Origin of the sequence: Micromonospora sp. DT47 (genome assembly GCF_049844475.1) — a bacterium.
Lineage (GTDB): Bacteria > Actinomycetota > Actinomycetes > Mycobacteriales > Micromonosporaceae > Micromonospora.
Genome location: NZ_JBNCLC010000027.1, coordinates 59,543 through 78,076, shown reverse-complemented (window position 1 = coordinate 78,076; position 18,534 = coordinate 59,543). Strand labels below are relative to the sequence as shown.

Sequence of the window (18,534 nt, the reverse complement as noted above, 5' to 3'; positions counted from 1 at the left end):
ACGCCCGTACGGCCGCAATCATCAATCTCCACGAGGCCAGCCGACGCCCGGAACCCCTTATTTACCAGGCTCTAAGCAGTTGGGCCGGAGGAACACAATGTCCACCAAGCTTTCGCCCGTGACTGCGTTGGCGCAGCTACGCATCGCCACGACCCGCCCGTCGCCGACCACGGCCCGGGTCGCCGTGGTCGGAGAGGTCGACCTGGCAACCGCAACAGCCCTACGCGACAGGCTGCTCAGCGTGTTGCACGATCACACTCCCGCTGTACTCGACGTCGACCTCGCCGGGGTTACGTTCCTGGACTGCGCCGGACTCGGCGCGCTCGTCGCCGTGCGCAACGCCGCCGTCCAAGCCGGACGCCAGATGCGGGTCACCCACCCGCAACCCATCGTCCGTCGGGTATTGGAAGTGACCGGGCTGCTCGGCGTCCTCACCGCCCCGATCGACCAGCCGAAGCCCCTGCCCACAAGATCCGAATACCCGTCGCGGACTGGATCCACCCCCGCGACCGTCACGGAGCCGCCCGGCGTGATGGTTGCCGCCTGACGGAAGCCGGAAGTGGACGTCGCCGACCTGATCGCCGCCGCCCTGCGACCGGGAGTGGTCGCTCGCCCAGGCGATGGACTCGGCTGTCTCGGCGGGCCGCTAGTCGCGGGCGCGCCAGCCGGCGCAACTGTGATGCGAGCCGCGCCACCTTCACCGCGCCAGGACAGCCAGCGCCGTTCTTTGCGGAGTTTCGGCCATGGCGAAACGCACGCTCATCGGCTACTTGTTAACTGGCGCTACGACCGCAGCCCGGCCAGGCTTGGTCGAGGTGACCGGCGGGGTGGCTCTCTCATCGGCTGCCCACCGCGGTTTGGTGTGGCTCTCATCTGGCGTGCGTCCTGCCGGTCACCGTGGCGGGGAGAGGCTCAAGAGGGGTCTGCCCAGCTCGAAGTAGCGCTGCCCTCCTCGCTGACATCACCCGTGTCTGATCGAGGAGGACGAGCGTGGGACGCGTCATCATCGGCATGGATCCGCACAAGCGGTCCGCGACCATCGAGATCATCAACGACCGCGAGAAGGTCCTCGCGCAAGGCCGGTTCACCACCGACCGCGACGGATACCGGACGATGCTTAAGCTCGGTCGGCAGCACAAGGACCGGATCTGGGCGGTGGAGGGCTGCAACGGGATCGGGCGGCACATCGCTCAACGCCTCGTCGCCGACGGCGAGACCGTGGTGGACGTGCCGGCGAAACTGTCCGCGCGGGCCCGCGTGTTCGACACCGGCCAGGGCCGCAAGACCGACCCGGTCGACGCCCACAGCGTCGCCGTCGCAGCCCTACGCACCAAGGGCTTGCGGCAGGTCACCGTCGACGACGCCACCGTTGCACTGCGGCTGCTCGTCGACCGCCGCGACGGTCTCGGTCACGCCCGCACCGATCTGCTCAACCGCATCCACAAACTCCTGCTGGAACTGCTGCCCGGCGGAGCCAAGAAGTTCCTGTCCGCCCCGCAGGCCCGGACCCTGCTCAACACGGTTCGGCCGCGCGATCTTGTCGGGGCCACCCGCCGGCGGCTGGCGTCGGAACTGATCACCGAGCTGGTCCAGGTCGACAAGAAGATCAAGGCCGCGAACAAGGAACTGACCGAGCTCGTCGAGACCACCGGCAGCAGCCTGCAGGACCTCAACGGCATCGGCCCCTCCGGCGCCGCCCGCCTGATCGGCGACATCGGTGACATCAGCCGGTTCGCCACCCGTGGGCACTTCGCGTCCTGGAACGGCACCGCACCCCTGGATGCGTCCTCCGGTGACCAGCAACGCCACCGCTTGTCGCGGGCCGGGAACCGGCGCATCAACCGGGCCCTGCACATCATGGCCGTCGTCCAGCTACGCCACGACACCGAAGGCCGCGCCTACTACCGCCGCAAACTCGCCGCCGGCAAGACACCGATGGAAGCCATGCGCGCCCTCAAGCGACGGCTGTCCGACATCGTCTACAAGCAAATGATCAAAGACGCCAAGACGGCCGGGACGGGCCCGGGAGGACACGTGGGGGCGACTCTGCAATCCAGCGCGGCCGACCGAAACCCCATAGCCGGCACTTCGGAACAGTCACTTCCCGGACCCGCCGACACCCAGCCTAGAACACCACTCCTCGCCGCCTCTTGACACAGAGGGGTGCCATGGCCGGACGACGGTCTCTGAGGCGGAGCACGCGCGCCTCGCGGCAGATGAGGGCGCTTCGCCCACAGCGCCGTTGCGCAGCTTCCCTGAACATTGGGACTTCGGAAGGGCCGCGTTTTCGGCACAATTTCGTCGTGAACACAGTGCGGGAGTATGTCGATGCCGTCGCGAACGATGATGTCCGCGCCACGTTGCGGTGGCTTGAAGAGGCTGGCTACCGGGTCACCTCGAGCCGGGGTGGGCCGACTGAGTCGTTCGGCAATGCGCTTCTGGTCTTCACTGGTCGCCGAGAGGTTGAGACCACTCGCGACCGTGGCCAGTGGATGATCGGCATCTCCCTCGCTCCCGGCGGGGAGCGTCTTTGGCTCGACGTTCTCGCGGCAGCCCGCGGAGGCGTTGCTTGGGCGCCCCCACCGCATCGCCAGCCCTTCAGCAGCCCACTTCCTGAGCAGCTTCCTGTGGACGTCTCGTGGAGCGCCTCGCTGCCGGAGGTTTTGGGATGGCTTGATGAACCTGGCGCGGCGGAAGAGGCAAAGGCGGCGACTATGAAGGCTCGCGACCTCATGCAGCGATGGTGGCGAGACGTGGGGCAGGAGCGAAGCTGAGCTTTCGCGCGGCAGATCCGTGTACCCGATTGTGGACTCCACGAGGCAACCCGCGAACAAGGATCAGGGCTCCAGCGATGTTTTGCCTTCAGCTATCGTCGTCAGGTGCCCGCTGCCCGCACCGCCGTGACTGCCCTTGTCGCCCTCACGGTCGTCGCCGTCTTCCACACCATCGTCGCCCTCGCAGCGTACGAGCACCGGATCGGCGTAGTGACCCACGACGGGTCCGGCACGGTGGACATGCTCGACACCATCGTGCCGCTTCGCGAGCTGTCTTCGGCGATGTTCTGGCTGCTGCTTCTCACGCTGCTTGCCGCCGTCGCCGGCGTCGCCAACTGGGTCATCCGGACCCGGCGCACCGGGCCGCTGGTCGCACCCACAGCGCCAGTGGCCCGGTGGCGGATGAGCGCCATCGTCGCCGTACCCCTCAACCTCATCGCAGCCGTGCAGTACCTGTCCGCCACCGCGAACGGCGGCGAGTACATGCGCACCGTCCTGGCCGAGACCACCCTGCTGCTGGTCGCCGCATCCGTGGCACTCGTGATCACCACGACCGCCGGTATCCAGGTTGTCCGGCGCACCGCAGCAAACCAGCAGCACACCGCCAGTGCCGGAGCCACAACGGCGTAGTCGTCCCAGTCGTCCGAGCGGGACCGGTGCTGCCGGTGCGGCGGCACGCCATACATCCGCACATTGGCAGTTCCTGACCCGGACGGCTGTCCCGTGTGCCGTAACACCACGTGACGCGCGGTCGGCGGCATGAGCGCGTACCGGATCGGTGCGGGTCCAATTGGGCCGGCAGCGTTCAGCGTTGGCTACCGGGATGCGTCCTTGGTGAGGCAGATGGTTCCGTCGGGGCCGGCGAGTGGCGCCGACTGGTACCCCTCGCTGTGGTAGAGGTCGATGTTCCGCAGGCTTTTCGCGCCGGTGAACAGCAGGATGCGGCGGCAATCCGGTTGGGCGCCGGCTTCGGCGGTACGTAGCAGCCACCGGCCCAGCCCCTGACCTCGCAGGTCGGGCACGACGGCGAGCCGACCCACGTGCCAGTCGGTGTCGACGCGACGGGCCCGCACCATGCCCAGCAGTCGGCCGTCCAGCCAGATGCCCGTGGTGTGCCAGGTCGCCAGCCAGTCGCGTACCTCCTCCAGCGACTCGTGCAGGGCCGGTATGGCCATGGTGTCGTTGACGACGGCCTCGTCCACCCAGCAGCACCGCTGCAGTACGGTGACCTCGGGCGCGTCGTCGGGGGTCAGCCGTCTCGCGTAGGACCCTGGCAGCGGGCCGGACAGCGTCCCGGATTGTGCGCGTTCGCGCATCGGCCGTAGGGCTTGGGCGACCCGGACCAGTTCGTCCAACAGGCCGACACCCGCCGTGTCGCGGGTGGCGTCGGGCCGCAGTCGCCCATTCTCCGTTGCGTCACCGATGCGGATCGCGACCGTGGCGCCCAGCGGGACCAGGCGCAGCGTAGTCACCACCTGCTTGGCATGCTGAACCGACCGGGTGCCCGCCGACGTGTGGCCGTAGCTGACGAAACCGATCGGCTTCCACGCCCATTCGCGGCTGAGGTAGTCCAGCGCGTTCTTCAGCGTCGCTGGCATTCCGTAGTTGTACTCGGGCGTGACCGCGATGAACCCGTCCGCCGCGTCGACAATCGCGCTCCACCGACGTGTGTGCTCATGCCGGTAGACACCCGACGACGGATGCTCCTCCTCGTCCAGGAACGGCAGGTTCAGATCGCTGAGGGCCACCGGTACGAGCTCGACGCCGAGTTCCGGGGCACGAGGGGTGATCGTTTCGATCAGCCACTGTCCCACCAGGGGCCCGAGGGCGCCTGGGCGGGTGCTGCACATCAGTACAAGGACACGAACCGGTTTCGTTAACATGGAAACGAAGTCTAGATGGTAGATTGATTACATGTCAACGAAACCGCCAGCCGGGACTGTGCGCTGGTTGAACCCTGACGAGGAGCGGGCGTGGCGAGCGTTCCGGCGCGTAGTGGTCGCCGTCCAGACCGGCACGGCGCGCGATCTGGCCGCGATCGGACTCTCCGAGCCCGACTACGAGGTACTGAGCACCCTGTCGGAGCGGCCCGCCCACACCAGCACCCTGGGGGAACAGGCCGACAAGATGGGCTGGTCACGCAGCCGACTGTCCCGGCACGCCACCCGGATGGAAGCGCGCGGTCTCCTGAGGCGCACGCCCGACCCGACCGACGGCAGAGGCTGCTATCTCGTACTCACGGCGCAAGGTCTGGACGCACTCGACAACGCCGCACCGGCCCATGTCGAGTCGGTACGACGCCACTTTGTCGACCGGCTCGCCCCGGAAGACCTCATCGCCATCGAACAGATCGCCCGGAGGCTGGAAGAGCCCCAAGCCGGCGACGATCGACCACCCAAACGGCACCCATCGGCATGATCATGGATGGGTGACGCACTGAACTCGGCATGACCGCGCGCATCGCGGCAGATGAGTGAACCGATTATCTCGTTCGCAAGAACGGGCTCTGTCACAGGAAGTGTGGTCGCTCGGCGCCTTGGCTTTGGCGCGAAGCTGCTAGCCTCGGCGACGCCGTAACGCCAGGTCTGCGGCCGCGGCCTGCCACTGCGGATAGCCGAATGTGAATCCCGCATCTGAGAGCCGTCCCGGGGCGACTCGCCGGCTCTTCAGCAGCAGTTCGGTGTCCGACCGGATCGCGAACGCGCCGACCTCAGCCATCCACCTGGTGGCCGGCAGGCCAACCGGCATCCGCCAGGCCGAACGCAGCTCTCGCATGAATTCTCGCTGTGGCAACGGGCCGGGTGCGGCTAGGTTCACCGCCCCGGTGAGGTCCTCGCGTTCAATCAGAAATCGAATGGCGCGGGCGAAGTCCTGGTCGTGGATCCACGAGACATATTGCCTACCGCCCGCGACCGGTCCGCCGAGTCCGAGTCGCGCAAGCCAGCTCAGCACGTCGAACACGCCACCACGGTCGGGGCTCATCACCATGGCCGACCGCAGCGCAACCTTGCGCGTATCGGGAGTTGCCGCCCGTTCCTGCGCAGCTTCCCAATTTTGAGCGATCTTGACGCTGTACGTCCAGTACCCGGGCACACCGTGCTCGCCACCGCCGATCAGACCACCTTGCTCGTCGTTGGCCGCGTCGAAGCGGTGCGCATAAATCGTTGCGGTGCTCATCTGCATCCACACCTTGGGTGGCCGGGCCGCCTCGGCGATGGCCTCGCCGACAACCCGCGCCGACTCCACACGTGAGCTCATCATGGCTTCGAGGTTCTCCGCGGTGTACCGGCAGCTCACACTGCGCCCCGCCAGATTGATCACCACATCGCTGCCGTTGATCTGCTTGGCCCAATCGCCAAGCGTGGAGCCATCCCAGTGAACCTGACGCTCACCCTTCGGCGAGCGCGTCAACAGCACAACATCGTGACCCTCCGCAGTCAACGCCCGATCCAGAATCGTGCCGACCTGCCCAGTCCCACCGGGAATGACGACCTTCACAGTCCCTCCTCGCCCGGCGCCTCTCTTTGAACATGTTCAACTACGCTCTGAGCGTATGGCCGGATAGCCAGACCGTCAAGATCCACATACGCGCTTACCTCATGGCCCCCCTGACCCAGAGCCGCCCGGCCACCCAGCTCGTGTCTGCCGCTGAACCCAGGCATCTGACGACGTGCCTTCCACAGGACCGTCGCGCAGCCCACGCCCGCACTTCTTCTCGGCTATGACCGAATACCCTCAACTCGGCAGGTCCGGATGCCGGCCGCACCACCTGCTGTAACGCTGCGTAGCGAGCGCCTCGCGGCAGATGTGCTCATCCGACCTTGCCCTCGGATCGTCGGATGCGGGCACCGCGAGATTCGACGCGTCCCCGCGCCGGCCCCGGCCTGCTCTGCCAATCCGCGAGCCCATACAGTCGCGTGGTGGACATGGAGCAGGTCCGGCAGGCATATGCGTCCGTCGCGGAGCTCTACATCGGGCTGTTCGGTACAAGCCAGCAGGTACACGCCGACGACCTCGCCTTCATCGGGCGACATCTGGCGGGCCGGCCTGGCACGGTGCTCGATCTGGGCTGTGGGCCTGGCCATATCACCGGTTACCTTCGCTCGCTGGGCGTCAACGCAACGGGAATCGACATGGTCCCCGAGTTCATCGCCCATGCGCGGGCAGCCCACCCGGGCGGTAGCTACCAACTCGGGTCGATGGAAAATCTCGCCGTTGCCAACCACTCCATCGCCGGCATCCTGGCCTGGGGCTCGTTGATCCATCTGCCGCCGCAAGATCTCGACAGCGTGCTCGCTGAGTTCCGGCGAGTGATGGCCCCGGCCGGAACGTTAGTGCTTGGTCTCTTCGTAGGTGACGAGGTCGCCGCCTTCGACCACAAGGTCGTGACCGCCTATCGCTGGCCCGTTGACGAGTTCTCCGAGCGACTGACGCGAGCCGGCTTCACGGAAGTTGAGCGCCTGCAGCGGCCCAGCGAAGGCACTCATCGGCCACACGCCGCAATCGCGGCAATCGCGACCGAAGGGTGAGCTGAGTCGGCGGAGTCTCCGTGCACTCACATCGGCGTGTCCGCACGCCAAGCCGTTGGCGCGAACTGTTGCGCTGCGTAGCGACCGGATCGCGGCATGACAGTGCGTTCCGTTGTGGTCTGCGCGGCCGATGGGGCTTGCGTCTCGGGCCGGTGGTGCCGAGGTTGGGCGAGTTCCTACGTCGGTGTGGTGGGTCTTGGGGCGACGGTGGGGATCGATGGAAGTCGGCGCAGTGCCCGGATGGCTAGTACGGCGAGCGGTACGCCTACCGCTAGGACGGCGACAACCTCCACGGAAGCGATCGTGGCGAGTGTTGTGCGCTGTGCCTGGTCGCTGTAGTCGGGCAGGGTTGCGGTTCGCTGGGCGAGCGTGGTTACGGCGAGCAGGGTTAGCGCCAGTGACCATGGCAGTGTGCGAGACGGACGACGGGATACTCGAACGGTCAGGTGGATCACCATGGCGGAAGTGACCGCCGCGCAGGACAGGCCCGGCCAGTCCAGGAGCCTCAGCGCCGGTGTGGTCGCCTGAATGGTGAACAGCGGCACGGGGACGAGGAGGATGCCGATCGGCAGCGCGAGGAGCCAAGGGCGGTGCGGCACCGGTGGGGCTCCGTGGTGGAAGGCCGCCATCGCGAGTAGCAGGAAGACGTCGATGAGCAGCATCGCCCAGGGCGACACGGACAGCGGTACGTCACCGGTGGCTTGTTCCACGGCGGTGGTGATGGCCGGAGGCACGATGGCGAGCAGGGCGACCGCTTGGGCCACGCGCCGGTGTCCGAGGACAAGCGCGATGTAGGCCGGTAACCAGGCGTAGCCGGCGAGATTCCACGCGGTGTGCCAGATGTTCGATGGCGGGCTGAGTGGCCATTCCAGTGCAGGAGCCGGCAACCAGGCGATCTTCCCGGAGAGCCACAGTGTGACGGCGATGCTGGCGGTGACCATGACGGCGTGGGCCAGCATCGCCATCAGGGTCGCCAGTCGCACGGCTTGCCCCCAGGCGAACGAGCGGGGTGGCGCGTCAGCCCCGCCGAGACGCAAACGAACGGCGAGGGACACGATGCTGGCGACCTCGGACAGGCTCGGCCGGCCGTAGTCCGTGACATACGCGGTGGTCTCGGAGTCGCCGGTATCCATGCTGTCCAGGAAGGCGGCGACCATGTCGTCTTCCCATTCCTGCCGGTAGGCGGCGGGCAGCAGCCGAAGAAGGAACCGGTAGCGCTCCTCCAGCCGGCTCACGACGGCGTCCCCGTGATCGGGTTCCGCCGCTCGCGCAACCGGGTCGAGGCGAGGCGTGCGTTGGCGGCCAGCCGTTGAGCCTCTGCGTCGAGGGCATGGCGACCCCGCTCGGTCAACCGGTAGTACCGGCGTAACCGTCCTTGCCATGCCTCCTCGCGGTCCAGTTCGACCAGGCCATCACCGACGAGTCGGTCCAAGACCCCGTACAAGGAGCCGATCTTCAGCTGCACGCGGCCCCGCGACAGTTCCGCCACCTCCGCGACGATCCCGTAGCCGTGGCGCGAAGCGTCGAGCAGCGCGGTGAGGATGAAGAAGGCTGGTTCGGTCATCGCCCGAGAACTCATCCACCTAATATAGTGGAAGACAAGATATGCTGTGTGCCGGAAGCCGAGCTGGCGCCGGCGGGTTCACCGGGCCCCGGCACGCGCGGAGCCCACGACAAGAAGGAGTGATCATGGGCGACGGTGACGCGGCGGACGCCGGAGACCTGGGCGGGCCGGATTTCGCTCCTGCGATACCGGCGGTGGAGAGCAGCGTCGTCGGCGCCCCGCCCACAAACGGGGCGGCCATCGTCCTGGGTCCCGGATACAGCGGTCAGGTCCTACTGCCCCGGACCCCGCAACGGGTTCGGCCGCTGCCACCAGTCGCAAGCAGTGACCTTGGCGGCGGAGCTGGAGAGGATTCACGGGCAGCGCCGACGATCATCCGTAACGGGGCCGGAAGCTAGCGAACGACCGCGTCGGCACGTCCGGACGTCGCAGACCGGTGCCGACGTCACCTTCGGTGACGAGCGCTTCGCGGCAGAAGCGTGCATGGTCTGACCATGGCAGTCTTTCGCCTTTCCGTCAGCTGATCTCGATGAACTACGCTTCGGGTAGCGTCGCGTGCCGGTGGCAGACGGTGTCAGGCATGGAGGCGCCCGACCGAGGGAGACCGACGATGTTGACGTCGCATCCTTCGTCTTCGCGTGACTGAGCGCGAGACGACCAGGCTCATCGCCTGGAGCCGTGAGCTTCGCCAGGTGCACGCGCGCCTGCGCGAGGCGCTCGACCTCACCCGCAGTGCGGTTGCCGAAGGCCGGTCCGGCGAGGCGACCACCCGCGACATGCTGCTGTACTGCCACGGGTTCTGCGCTGCCCTTGACGGGCACCATCGGGGCGAGGACCATACCCTGTTCCCGGCGATCAAGGCGGTCCACCCGGAGCTGGAGCCCGTGCTCCGCTACCTCACCCAGGACCACTCGATGATCGCGCACCTGCTCGCAGGCCTGCAGGCCGCAGTCGATCGGGCCGCACCGGTCGCCGAGTTAGATCGTCACCTCGAGGGCGTCGCAGCCATTATGGAGAGCCATTTCCGGTACGAGGAGCGTCAGCTGCTCACTGTGCTCGAGACGCTCTCGCTGGATGCGCCACCCGAGGAGGTCCTGGGACCGCTGTGAGCAACCCGGGCCCGCGAACCGGCGGGCCCGGCCGCTCCATCCTCAGCTGCCGAACTCGGTCCACCTCCCCCGATTGCCGGGACGAGGACAGCACGATGGCGTCCGGACAGGGTTCACCGCATCCACAGCGCGCTCTTTGACATGTTTGGACCGTGGGCGTCTGGCAGGGTCCGCTACGACGCGTGACCTGTCCGCCGACTCGCGCGCACGGTCGGCGGCATGTCCACGCGCTGACGACGCCGACATGCCGCAACTGCATAGCGCGGATCGCGGCAGAATCGTACGCGCTGCCGCATGTTCAAACCGGATCGGCGAAGCGGGGCTGCGTTATGGATGGAACGCTGGTTACGCGTGGTGTTCAGGTCCGGCCGTGCAGACGCGCGGTGAGCCGCCAGAGCAGTGTTCCGGCGCCGGCAATCAGCAGGATCAGCCCGATCATGGACAGCGTGCGGCCGGCGGCGATCTTCTTGTCCAGGCCGTACTCCTTCATGAGCTCACCCTGTCTGCGGGCCATCCATGCGTCGACCTCCTCAGGGGTACCAGCGAAGGTCTCGACCGTGCCGTTGGCGTGGACCAGTCTGGCGCTGGAGCCGACGCCCACCTCATGGCCGACACTTGCGTGCCAGGGCCATCCGGTGTCTTCGAGCATCGTCAGCGGGTAGCTGGCTCCCACGGCGAGAATTCCCAACGCCACGGTCAGCAGGCCGATCCTCCGCCAGCGCGCGGAGGGAGGCCGCCTTGCCCGCCGATGTTCAATAGTCATGCGCTGATCGTGGCGGCCCGGCCCGGCCACCGTCCAGCCGCAACACAAACAATTCACAGAGTCACACATGACTGCTCCGGCAACTGGTGAACCGACCTACCAACGGCGACGCGGCGTATTCACCGTCGCGACCGTCACCCGGACCCCCGTTCCGCATGATCGATTACACGCTCATCGGCAAGTGAGTGTGCGAGGGAAGGCGGGCGTGAGCCGACGCATCGGCCCGCCGCCGTTATCTCTCGTCGGTTTCCCCCCATGCGCTAGCGACCAGGGCCGGGAGGACCTGTGCCGCGGTGCCGCGCAGGTTGATGGCGGAGACCCGGTCGAGTGGGGTCGGTTCCGGGTTGACCTGGATCACGGTGGCGCCTGAGCGTGCCGCGATCCGGGGGATCTCGGCGGCCGGGTACACGACGCCGGAGGTGCCGACCGTCAGCAGCACGTCGGAGGCGGCGGCGGCTTCGACCGCCGCGGTCAACGCGGCCTCCGGCAGTGCCTCACCGAACCACACCACTCCCGGGCGGACGAGCACTGCGCAGGACGCGCACTGCGGCGGCGGTATCCGGCGGCCTTCGTGCGGCTGCGCGGCCTCGCCGTCCTGTGTGTCTTGAAAGATTGCCGGGTGAGCGGCCGCCCCGATGCAGCGGGGCGCGAAGAGGCTGCCGTGCAGGTGGATCGGAGCCAGGGTTCCGGCCCGCTCGTGCAGGTCATCGACGTTCTGGGTGATGACGGTGCTGCCGGAGACCCGGGCCTCGATGGTGGCGATCGCCAGATGCCCGGGGTTGGGTTCGGCTCGGGCTACCCGCCTGCGCCGCCATTCGTACCAGCCCCAGACCAGGTCTGGATCGGCGTGGAACGCCTCCGCAGTGGCGAGCCGCTGGGCGTCGAAACGCGCCCACAGGCCGGTGAGATCGTCACGGAAGGTGGGCACGCCGCTCTCGGCGGAGATCCCGGCGCCGGTGAAGATGACGACACGGCGGGCGCTGCCGAGGAGTTGGGCAGCTCGACGCGGCACAACGCTCTCCATGTGTGGAGATCCTGCCATCACGCTGCGACGGCCGACGCGCAACCGCATCGCGGCATAGAAAGTGCGTTGGTGCGACGTCGAGTCCGGGCATAGCGGCGAGTGTCGACGTCGGCGGCGCCCGGGACCGGTCGGCTACCTCGCCGATCGGGTCCTGGCGCCCCCGGCCTGAGCTGCGGCGGCGTGATTGTCGGTCCCTGACAGTAACGTCTCACGCGGCCGGTCAGCCCGGCCTGGCCCGGTCTGAGTCGAAGGAGCGTGCGATGAGTTACGTCACCGCCAACCAGCCGGACGGTACTCCGACGTGGATTGATCTCGGCATCCCCGACCTTGACCGCGCGATGGGGTTCTACCGTGCGCTGTTCGGCTGGGAGTACGAGGTAGGTCCGGCGGAAACCGGGCATTACACGATGTGCCTGCTGAATGGCCGACCGGTCGCGGCGATCATGCCTAACCCCGACTCGGCCGCCACCGAGTTTTGGTGGAGCATGTACTTCGCAACCGCGGACTGCGATGGCACCGCCGAGCGCATCATTGACGCGGGCGGCACCGTCATCAACGGGCCTATGGACGTGATGGGCCAGGGCCGCATGGCAATCGCGCGGGATCCCGTCGGTGCGCAATTCGGGCTCTGGCAGGGCCGCGCGCACGTCGGCGCCCAGATCGTGAACGAGCCTGGATCGTTGGTCCGCAACGATCTGGTCACTGCGACCCCCGATCCCGCCGGCGCCTTCTACGCGGCGGTATTCGACTTCACGCTTGACCGCAACGAGGATCTTCCGGGATTCGACTTCACCTTCCTCCGCCGGCCGGACGGCCACGAGATTGGCGGCATCTTCGGCCTCCCGGAGGCCCCATCCTCTAGATGGGCGACGACGTTCGAGGTCGCCGACACCGACGCCGTGGTTGCGCGCGCCAGGGCAGCCGGAGGTACTTCCGGTGACGTCGAGGACATGCTCTATGGGCGGATAGCAACCATTACCGACCCCTTCGGCGCCGAGTTCTCGGTGATCGCGAGACCAGCCAGCACGCCCGGCTGAACGAATGCTCTATCAGCGGCTGAGAGTGCACGGCGACCGAGGGTGCCCGGTGGCTGCCGGCGTCGCCCTCAGGGGCGTGATTGAGCCTCTGCCATCCGACGTAGGGTCACCCGGTGACCGTGTACGACATCGCCGCCGAACTGCCTCCCATCGACCGGCTGCAGGAGCGCTGCCAGGCACTCGCCGTGCTGGAACGCATCATCGACGGTGGGGAGCCGTACTACGCCTACACCTCTGAGTGGGGCAAGGACGAGGCGGCGCTGATGAGCAATGGCAGCGGCGACGAGTGGGCCATCGTATTCGCCACCAATGGCGCGTTCATCCGGGTGTTCGATCATGAGTCAGTGATGTCGCCCTACCGCGACCCAGACCGCGAGTTGTGGCCGGGTTTGCTTGACGGCGTCCCCGTGGTACTGCGTCCGCACGCGGCCGAACCTGCGTTCTGCGATGAGATGGGGCAGCTTATAGCTACCGCAGTGCTGTGGCGGCTCGCCGACGACGACCGCTGGCACGCCGGCGAAGGCACCTTCCCGCCGCCGTGCGGACCGTACAACGACACCGGGCCGGACGGTGCCGGCATGCTCGAGATCCTGCTCGACGACATCGTCGCCCGGTATGTTGAGTTCGCCACGGACTACTACGAGATCGAGGTGGACCGGACGGTGGTCGAGCACGTCGTCGCGCACCGGCCGCTCACCGACGCAGTGATACAGGCCCTGAACCCTCAACTGACTGTCGCCGAGTTACGCGAGGACATCGCCGCGATCGGATACCCGATCGCCGCGACGTAGCAGCAGGCCCACTGGGCCGCCCCTGCAGCAGGTCGCTCGTGCGGCTTCCATTGCCAAGGAGTGCACCGCGACGCGCAGCCGTCACGTGAGGGGACAGGCGCGCATATCGGCAAGACAGCCCGTCGAGCGTCACCGCAGTGTCTGACGGACGCGCGGTCGGCGGCAGATGAGTGCGCCTGATCAGAGGCGGGTGCGGGCACGGCGTGACGGCTCAGGGCTCGCGCTTCTCGACCCGAGTCCACCCGGTCCACCCACGCTCAGCGATCAGCTCCCGCAGCCGCGCGACGGCGGGGTGGGCACCATCGGCGAACGCGTCCATCAGGCGGATGAACTCCGCGTCGGGCACGTGCTCGTCCCGCCAGTCCAGCTGCCCATTGGCCGCCGCCTGCTCGAACAGCTCGCTCATCAGGTCGGCCGTCTCGCGCAACAGCTCCTCGTCCTCCCAGTCCTCCGCGATCCGACCGATGAGCTGGTAGAGCCGGACCATCTTCGGGTCGGCCAGCTCGGCCACCTTCTGGGCCATGAACGCCGGGATCGCCTCCGGCCAGCGCGCCGCTATCAGGATCCAGGCGTCGCGCTCGGCCACGATCATCGCCTCCGGCGCTCCGGTGGCACGCAGGCGGTCCAGGTAGTCGACCACCTCCTCTGGGAGAGCCAACGAATCGCCGGAGCCCAGCCTCGCGATCCGCCGCCGGTGCTCCTGCAGCGCGCGGATCTGCGCCCGCAGCTGCCGGTCGATCTCGGTGGTTGCGGCGGCGAACGTCTCCGGGTCGGCGCCGAGCAGCTCGCGGATCCGGGCCAGCGGGACGCCGGCCTCGGCCAGGGTCCGGATCCGGATGAGTCGCACAACCGCGACGGCGCCATAGGTCCGGTAGCCGGAGGCGTCGCGCTCCGGCTCCGGGAGCAGTCCGATCTGGTGGTAGTGCCGCACCGCGCGGATGGTTACCCCGGCGTAGGACGCCAGCCGTCCGATCGTCAGCATGGCTTCAGCCTGCACGAAGGAGACACATCGTCAACTGATCTTGCGGTGGTAGATGGCCATGGCGACGCCATACGCGACGATGAGGAGGCCGGCACACCAGGCAATGGCGATCCAGATGTCGCCACCGACCTGCTGCTGAGCGAACAAGTCGCGGATCGCGTTGACGATGGACGTCACCGGCTGGTTCTCGGCGAAGGCGCGCACCGGGCCGGGCATGCTCTCCGTAGGTACGAAGGCCGAGCTGATGAATGGCAGGAAGATGAGCGGATAGGAGAAGGCGCTCGCGCCGTCCACGGACTTCGCGGTCAGGCCCGGGATGACGGCGAGCCAAGTCAGGGCCAGCGTGAACAGCATCATGATGCCAGTGACCGCGAACCAGTCCAGCGCGCCGGCCCCCGAGCGGAAGCCCATGACGAGGGCGACCAGCACCACCACCACGAGCGAGATCAGATTGGCGACCAGCGAGGTCAGCACGTGCGCCCACAGTACGGACGAGCGTGCGATCGGCATGGACTGGAACCGCTCGAAGATGCCGCCCTTCATGTCCAGGAAGAGCCGGTATGCGGTGTAGGAGATGCCCGAGGCCACCGTGATGAGCAGGATGCCTGGCAGCAGGTAGTTCACGTACTTGTCCGACCCGGTCTGGATCGCGCCGCCGAATACGTAGACGAACAGCAGCATGAATCCGATCGGCATGACCACGGTCGTGATGATGGTGTCCGGGCTGCGGCCGATGTGGCGCAGGGACCGGCCCAGCAGGACGGTGGTGTCACCGAAGAAGTGCTTGGTCATCGAGGGTCCTTAGTTGTTCGTGCCGTCGGGGCTGGCGGCGCCTACTTTGCTGTCAGTGCCGTCGTCACCGACGATGGCGAGGAAGACGTCCTCGAGGGTCGGCTGCTTCTCGACGTACTCGACCTTGGCGGGCGGGAGCAGCTGCTTGAGCTCGGGGAGAGTGCCGTTGGCGATGATGCGCCCCCGGTGGAGGACCGCGATCCGGTCGGCGAGCTGTTCGGCCTCGTCAAGGTACTGCGTGGTGAGCAGCACCGTCGTGCCCTGCCCGGCGAGCTCCCTGACGGCCTGCCACACCTCGAGACGCGCCTGTGGATCGAGCCCGGTCGTCGGTTCATCGAGGAAGATCACCGGCGGGTTCCCGATGAGGCTCATCGCGATGTCGAGGCGGCGGCGCATGCCACCCGAGTACGTCGACACCTTCCGTGTCGCCGCGTCAGTCAGGGAGAAGCGGGCCAGCAGTTCATCCGCGATCCGGCCCGGATCCCTCAGATGCCGCAACCGGGCGACCAGCACCAGGTTCTCCCGCCCGCTGAGGATCTCATCGACGGCCGCGAACTGTCCCGTCAGGCTGATGGACTCCCGCACGTTCGTCGCTTGCGTGCCGACGTCGAAGCCGTTGACGCTGGCCGTCCCCGCGTCCGGCTTGAGCAGCGTGGACAGAATCCTCACGACCGTGGTCTTACCCGCCCCGTTGGAGCCGAGCAGGGCGAAGATGCTGCCCCGCGCCACGTCGAAGTCCACGCCACGCAGCACGTGCAGATCCTTGTATGACTTCTCCAGGCCCTGGACCTGGATCACAGGCCCGCGGACCTGCTCGGTTGACATCTGAAAATCTATGGACATGGTGCCAGCATGCAGGGTTGACGCTGCGTCAAGGTCAAGCCCGGGAGCAAGGCAGCGTTATCTGCTCAGATTGCGGGAGTGGGGTCAGGGCTCCATCCACCGCTCGCTCATCGGCCAGAGCCGGGTCGTCGGTGCCCGACCGCTCGTGACGCGCCGTGACGCCCGGCCGGCGGCAGATCCGGACGATCCCTCAGTGAAGAGCGCCTACTCAAACGCCTCGGCTGGCCCCCAATCCGATCAGGAATCGAGAAGCGCCAGGGTGTCGTCGGGCCTAGCCTTCAGATGGCCGGCATCTCGCCGAGTCTTGAGCGTCGAAAGGCAGCCCGGAAATGCCTGCGAAGAATTCCAAGACCGAGTCCGACGGCTTCAGCGCCGAGGAGCGTGCCGCGATGAAGGAGCGCGCCGCCGAGCTGCGGGCCGAGGGCAAGAAGGGCGCCAAGAAGGCCGACGAGCTGCAGGCGGTCCTCGACAGGATCGCGCAGATGGCGCCGGAGGATCGTGCGCTCGCCGAGCGCGTGCATATGACGGTGACCGCTACCGCCCCGGAGCTGTTGCCAAAGACCTGGTACGGAATGCCCGCCTACGCGAACGCGGACGGCAAGGTCGTCGTCTTCTTCCAGGACTCGGGCAAGTTCAACTACCGGTACTCGACCCTGGGCTTCCAGGACGCGGCCAACCTCGACGACGGGGACCTGTGGCCGGTGTCGTACGCGCTCCAGAAGTGGAGCCCCGTGGTAGAGAAGAAGGTCGTCGAGCTGGTGAAGGCTGCGGTCTCCTGACCGTTGCCGCGATCGCCGCGCGTGGCGCTCGGTTAGCGGTGCGGACGGCTCCGTCTCAGCACCCGCCGTCACGACCCTCCGTGCCACATCTCTGAGCGCTTTCTCGCATGCAGTCGCGCGTGAAGGACGGGCACCGACAGCGGCTACTTAGAGACTTTCCGCAGGATCGATGTCCGGCCAGACTCGGTCCAGGTGCTCGGCGAGACGCTCCCACATTGCGGCTGCCCACCGGTGTCATTGGTGTGGCTCTCTCATGGCCTGCGGTCTCGCCGGGCACCGCGCGAGGAGAGGCTGGAAAGGGGTTTGTTCTGCTCGAAGTAGCGGTGCCCTCCTTGCTGACAACTCACCCAGCTCAGTCAAGGGAGGCGCCGATGTCGGTGATCATCGGGATGGACCCGCACAAGCGTTCAGCAACCATCGAGGTCGTCAACGAACGCGCCCGGGTGCTCGCGGTGGGCAGGTACGGCACGGACAAGACCGGCTACGCGGAGATGCTCGCCGCCGGCCGCGAGTACGCCGATCGGGTGTGGGCGGTCGAGGGTTGCAACGGCATCGGCAAGCACATCGCCCACCGCCTGCTGCATGACGGTGAGACGGTGCTCGATGTGCCCGCGAAGCTGTCTGCGCAGGTGCGGGTGTTCGCCACCGGCAACGGCCGCAAGACCGACCCGGTCGATGCGCACTCGGTCGCGATGGTCGCACTGCGCACCCCGAACCTCGTGCAGGTCCAGCTCGACCCGGACCTGCAGGTGATGGGGATGCTGGTCGACCGCCGCGACGAGCTGGGCCGCGCCAGGACGCAGACCATCAACCGGCTGCACCGGCTGCTGCTGGAACTTTTCCCAGGCCTGGCAAAGCAATTCCTGTCCGCACGGCAGGCACGTGCGCTGATCGCGACCATCAAAACCCGCGACATCGTCGGCAAGACCCGGCGCCGCCTCGCCGTCGAGCTCATCGGTGAACTCGAGGGCATCGACAAGAAGATCAAGGCCGCGGAAAAGGACCTCAAGGAGCTGGTGGTCGCCCGCGGCTCCACCCTGATGGACCTGCACGGGATCGGCCCCTCAGGCGCAGCCCGGCTGCTGGCAGACGACATCCGCCGCTTCGCCGACCGCGACCGGTTCGCGTCCTGGAACGGCACCGCCCCGCTGGACGTCTCCTCCGGCGACCAGAAGCGTCACCGGCTCTCCCGCGCCGGCAACCGGCGGATCAACCGGACGCTGCACATCATGGCCGTGGTCCAGCTGCGCAACCGCACCGAGGGCCGCGCCTACTTCGACGCGAAGAAAAACCTCCGGGAAGACCTCCATGGAAGCCATGCGCGCACTGAAACGACGACTGTCCAACGTCGTCTACGCCCGCATGGCCGCCGACCAGAAACGCAGGCAGGCGGCGGATCCGGGAGGGCACTCGGGGACGACTCTGCAATCCAGCGTGACCGACCTGACCCCGGACATCGGCCCTTCGGACAAGCCACTTCCCGGACCCGCCACCAGCCAGCCTAAACCCGCCCTCCGAGCGGTGTCTTGACATAAAGGGGTGCCATG

At 67.4% G+C, this 18,534-nt stretch carries 19 protein-coding genes and 1 pseudogene; 11 read left to right on the top strand and 9 right to left on the bottom strand.

The features are described from left to right. The 4 genes from ACLQ2U_RS28515 to ACLQ2U_RS28500 form a co-directional block, all read left to right on the top strand. The coding region (locus tag ACLQ2U_RS28515) for an STAS domain-containing protein (RefSeq protein ID WP_425753989.1) at positions 1 to 547 on the top strand (547 nt) is incomplete at its 5' end. Between the two features lie 443 nt (positions 548 to 990). Next, a complete protein-coding gene (locus tag ACLQ2U_RS28510) occupies positions 991 to 2,154 on the top strand; it encodes an IS110 family transposase (protein WP_425753988.1) in 1,164 nt (387 codons plus the stop codon). A gap of 149 nt (positions 2,155 to 2,303) precedes the next feature. Continuing rightward, complete coding sequence (locus tag ACLQ2U_RS28505; protein ID WP_425753987.1) at positions 2,304 to 2,774, top strand: hypothetical protein; 471 nt, start codon at positions 2,304 to 2,306, stop codon at positions 2,772 to 2,774. Positions 2,775 to 2,879: 105 nt separating this feature from the next. Next, the gene (locus ACLQ2U_RS28500) at positions 2,880 to 3,404 is read left to right on the top strand and encodes a hypothetical protein (RefSeq protein ID WP_425753986.1); all 525 of its coding nucleotides are present in this window, start codon (positions 2,880 to 2,882) and stop codon (positions 3,402 to 3,404) included. Positions 3,405 to 3,589: 185 nt separating this feature from the next. On the opposite strand, the gene ACLQ2U_RS28495 is transcribed toward ACLQ2U_RS28500, so the two are convergent. Further along, the gene (locus ACLQ2U_RS28495) at positions 3,590 to 4,657 is read right to left on the bottom strand and encodes a GNAT family N-acetyltransferase (protein ID WP_425753985.1); all 1,068 of its coding nucleotides are present in this window, start codon (positions 4,655 to 4,657) and stop codon (positions 3,590 to 3,592) included. 31 nt (positions 4,658 to 4,688) lie between these two features. Between ACLQ2U_RS28495 and ACLQ2U_RS28490 the strand changes: the two genes are divergently transcribed. Continuing rightward, positions 4,689 to 5,192 (top strand): MarR family winged helix-turn-helix transcriptional regulator, encoded by a 504-nt coding sequence (locus tag ACLQ2U_RS28490; protein ID WP_425753984.1) that lies wholly within the window; start codon positions 4,689 to 4,691, stop codon positions 5,190 to 5,192. Between the two features lie 138 nt (positions 5,193 to 5,330). Here ACLQ2U_RS28490 and ACLQ2U_RS28485 read toward each other — a convergent pair whose 3' ends face one another. Next, entirely contained in the window at positions 5,331 to 6,272 is a 942-nt protein-coding gene (locus ACLQ2U_RS28485) for a TIGR01777 family oxidoreductase (protein ID WP_425753983.1), read from the bottom strand. Between the two features lie 422 nt (positions 6,273 to 6,694). Between ACLQ2U_RS28485 and ACLQ2U_RS28480 the strand changes: the two genes are divergently transcribed. Continuing rightward, entirely contained in the window at positions 6,695 to 7,303 is a 609-nt protein-coding gene (locus ACLQ2U_RS28480) for a class I SAM-dependent methyltransferase (protein WP_425753982.1), read from the top strand. Between the two features lie 176 nt (positions 7,304 to 7,479). Here the strand turns inward: ACLQ2U_RS28480 and ACLQ2U_RS28475 are convergent, their stop codons facing one another. Both ACLQ2U_RS28475 and ACLQ2U_RS28470 read right to left on the bottom strand, forming a co-directional pair. Next, the gene (locus ACLQ2U_RS28475) at positions 7,480 to 8,538 is read right to left on the bottom strand and encodes a hypothetical protein (protein ID WP_425753981.1); all 1,059 of its coding nucleotides are present in this window, start codon (positions 8,536 to 8,538) and stop codon (positions 7,480 to 7,482) included. Next, positions 8,535 to 8,867, bottom strand: a complete 333-nt coding sequence (locus ACLQ2U_RS28470) for a PadR family transcriptional regulator (protein ID WP_425753980.1) — start codon at positions 8,865 to 8,867, stop codon at positions 8,535 to 8,537. The genes ACLQ2U_RS28475 and ACLQ2U_RS28470 overlap by 4 nt, the downstream gene beginning before the upstream one ends. A gap of 638 nt (positions 8,868 to 9,505) precedes the next feature. Between ACLQ2U_RS28470 and ACLQ2U_RS28465 the strand changes: the two genes are divergently transcribed. Beyond that, a complete protein-coding gene (locus tag ACLQ2U_RS28465; protein WP_425753979.1) occupies positions 9,506 to 9,976 on the top strand; it encodes a hemerythrin domain-containing protein in 471 nt (156 codons plus the stop codon). Positions 9,977 to 10,334: 358 nt separating this feature from the next. Here the strand turns inward: ACLQ2U_RS28465 and ACLQ2U_RS28460 are convergent, their stop codons facing one another. Then, positions 10,335 to 10,739 (bottom strand): hypothetical protein, encoded by a 405-nt coding sequence (locus tag ACLQ2U_RS28460; RefSeq protein WP_425753978.1) that lies wholly within the window; start codon positions 10,737 to 10,739, stop codon positions 10,335 to 10,337. A gap of 232 nt (positions 10,740 to 10,971) precedes the next feature. Continuing rightward, positions 10,972 to 11,763 carry an SIR2 family NAD-dependent protein deacylase gene (locus tag ACLQ2U_RS28455; RefSeq protein WP_425753977.1) on the bottom strand — a complete coding sequence of 264 codons (792 nt, stop codon included), beginning with the start codon at positions 11,761 to 11,763 and terminating at the stop codon, positions 10,972 to 10,974. Between the two features lie 260 nt (positions 11,764 to 12,023). On the opposite strand from ACLQ2U_RS28455, the gene ACLQ2U_RS28450 reads away from it, so the two are divergent. Further along, the gene (locus ACLQ2U_RS28450; protein ID WP_425753976.1) at positions 12,024 to 12,800 is read left to right on the top strand and encodes a VOC family protein; all 777 of its coding nucleotides are present in this window, start codon (positions 12,024 to 12,026) and stop codon (positions 12,798 to 12,800) included. Between the two features lie 113 nt (positions 12,801 to 12,913). Then, positions 12,914 to 13,591 (top strand): hypothetical protein, encoded by a 678-nt coding sequence (locus tag ACLQ2U_RS28445; RefSeq protein WP_425753975.1) that lies wholly within the window; start codon positions 12,914 to 12,916, stop codon positions 13,589 to 13,591. 211 nt (positions 13,592 to 13,802) lie between these two features. Here the strand turns inward: ACLQ2U_RS28445 and ACLQ2U_RS28440 are convergent, their stop codons facing one another. The 3 genes and pseudogenes from ACLQ2U_RS28440 to ACLQ2U_RS28430 form a co-directional block, all read right to left on the bottom strand. Next, positions 13,803 to 14,573, bottom strand: coding sequence for a MerR family transcriptional regulator (locus ACLQ2U_RS28440; RefSeq protein WP_425753974.1), 771 nt, complete (start codon positions 14,571 to 14,573; stop codon positions 13,803 to 13,805). Between the two features lie 30 nt (positions 14,574 to 14,603). After that, a complete protein-coding gene (locus ACLQ2U_RS28435; protein WP_425753973.1) occupies positions 14,604 to 15,365 on the bottom strand; it encodes an ABC transporter permease in 762 nt (253 codons plus the stop codon). After that, positions 15,362 to 16,208: pseudogene (locus tag ACLQ2U_RS28430) on the bottom strand (ABC transporter ATP-binding protein). The gene ACLQ2U_RS28435 and the pseudogene ACLQ2U_RS28430 overlap by 4 nt, the downstream one beginning before the upstream one ends. A 329-nt stretch (positions 16,209 to 16,537) precedes the next feature. On the opposite strand from ACLQ2U_RS28430, the gene ACLQ2U_RS28425 reads away from it, so the two are divergent. Further along, positions 16,538 to 16,987, top strand: a complete 450-nt coding sequence (locus ACLQ2U_RS28425) for an iron chaperone (RefSeq protein WP_425753972.1) — start codon at positions 16,538 to 16,540, stop codon at positions 16,985 to 16,987. A 371-nt stretch (positions 16,988 to 17,358) separates the two neighbouring features. Further along, positions 17,359 to 18,492 (top strand): IS110 family transposase, encoded by a 1,134-nt coding sequence (locus tag ACLQ2U_RS28420; protein ID WP_425753971.1) that lies wholly within the window; start codon positions 17,359 to 17,361, stop codon positions 18,490 to 18,492. Positions 18,493 to 18,534 lie beyond the last annotated feature (42 nt).

Bases quoted from the DNA above. Each gene is read 5' to 3' on its own strand.
- ACLQ2U_RS28490 (WP_425753984.1), top strand. From the start codon at position 4,689: ATGTCAACGAAACCGCCAGCCGGGACTGTGCGCTGGTTGAACCCTGAC.
- ACLQ2U_RS28495 (WP_425753985.1), bottom strand. From the start codon at position 4,657: ATGTTAACGAAACCGGTTCGTGTCCTTGTACTGATGTGCAGCACCCGC.
- ACLQ2U_RS28435 (WP_425753973.1), bottom strand. From the start codon at position 15,365: ATGACCAAGCACTTCTTCGGTGACACCACCGTCCTGCTGGGCCGGTCC.
- ACLQ2U_RS28460 (WP_425753978.1), bottom strand. From the start codon at position 10,739: ATGACTATTGAACATCGGCGGGCAAGGCGGCCTCCCTCCGCGCGCTGG.
- ACLQ2U_RS28425 (WP_425753972.1), top strand. From the start codon at position 16,538: ATGCCTGCGAAGAATTCCAAGACCGAGTCCGACGGCTTCAGCGCCGAG.
- ACLQ2U_RS28450 (WP_425753976.1), top strand. From the start codon at position 12,024: ATGAGTTACGTCACCGCCAACCAGCCGGACGGTACTCCGACGTGGATT.
- ACLQ2U_RS28470 (WP_425753980.1), bottom strand. From the start codon at position 8,867: ATGACCGAACCAGCCTTCTTCATCCTCACCGCGCTGCTCGACGCTTCG.
- ACLQ2U_RS28455 (WP_425753977.1), bottom strand. From the start codon at position 11,763: ATGGAGAGCGTTGTGCCGCGTCGAGCTGCCCAACTCCTCGGCAGCGCC.
- ACLQ2U_RS28440 (WP_425753974.1), bottom strand. From the start codon at position 14,573: ATGCTGACGATCGGACGGCTGGCGTCCTACGCCGGGGTAACCATCCGC.
- ACLQ2U_RS28420 (WP_425753971.1), top strand. From the start codon at position 17,359: ATGTCGGTGATCATCGGGATGGACCCGCACAAGCGTTCAGCAACCATC.